This window comes from Halochromatium sp. NSM3 (assembly GCF_059621085.1).
In genome coordinates, this window is the sequence record NZ_JCAQIA010000093.1 from 1 (window position 1) to 977 (window position 977).

1 protein-coding gene is annotated in these 977 nt (G+C 56.4%); it reads right to left on the reverse strand.

All coding sequences use genetic code 11. From position 1 onward, the window contains the following. Positions 1-45 precede the first annotated feature (45 nt). Entirely contained in the window at positions 46-930 is an 885-nt protein-coding gene (locus AC54T3_RS17440; RefSeq protein ID WP_496626578.1) for an IS5 family transposase, read from the reverse strand. Positions 931-977: the final 47 nt, after the last annotated feature.

Below are 977 nucleotides of genomic sequence, written 5' to 3' on the forward strand. Positions count from 1 at the left end.
CTTAGAGGCTGTTTAGAAAGTCGGAGGGAATGGGTTTCATATCAATCACGTTGCATAAGCAATCTGATTGTCGCAGAGGTCGCGAAGCAGAAGCCGGATTGAAGCGATATAGATTTGTGCTTGACTCGAATTCGGATCACGCTCGTCGTCTTTGCTCAAACGACGTGCGCGAGAGAACCAAGCGAAACTGCGTTCGACCACCCATCGACGGGGGAGGACATGAAAGCCCTTTGCTCCTTGTTGCTTTTTCACGACCTCGAGGACGCACTGGAACTGGGCAAGGACCCAGTCGTGGAGTTCTCGGCCAATGTCGGCGCTGTCGGCCCAGATCTTCCGGATGGTGTCGGCGGCTTGAAACAGCTTCTCCAGCACCTCGGGGGCGGCTTTGCCATCGTTGATCCCCGCCGAGTGCACGACCGCGACGATCAGATAACCCATTGTATCGACGACAATGTGGCGCTTGCGACCCTGGATCAGCTTGCCGCCGTCGAACCCGGATTCGATGCGTGATTCCGGGGTGCCTTTGACGCTTTGACTATCGATGATCGCCCCTGATGGTTGCGGGTGACGCCCGGCGCGTTTGCGTGCAAGCTGCCGCAACACGTCGTGAATGATCTCCAAGGTGCCGTCCTTGCGCCACTTGGTGTCGTGGTAGAACACCACCGAGTGGGGCGGGAAATCCTTCGGCAGCGATCGCCACTGGCAGCCCGTCTTGTTGACGTAGAAAATGGCATTGAGCACGGCGCGAAGATCATGTTCAACCGGGCGACCCTTGGTCGTCGCCTGGGCCTCAGTGAGGAGTGGACCGATGATGTCCCATTCCGCATCGGTGACGTCGCTATCAGAGCCCTTGCGCGTTGGATGCCGCTCTGGATTCATTGCAAGCCCCCCAATGAACTGGCGAGTGAACTGCTTATCGCCGAATATCATGGAGATGATGTTATAAAAATCAAGGCTTTAGTTTCCAAACAGCCTCT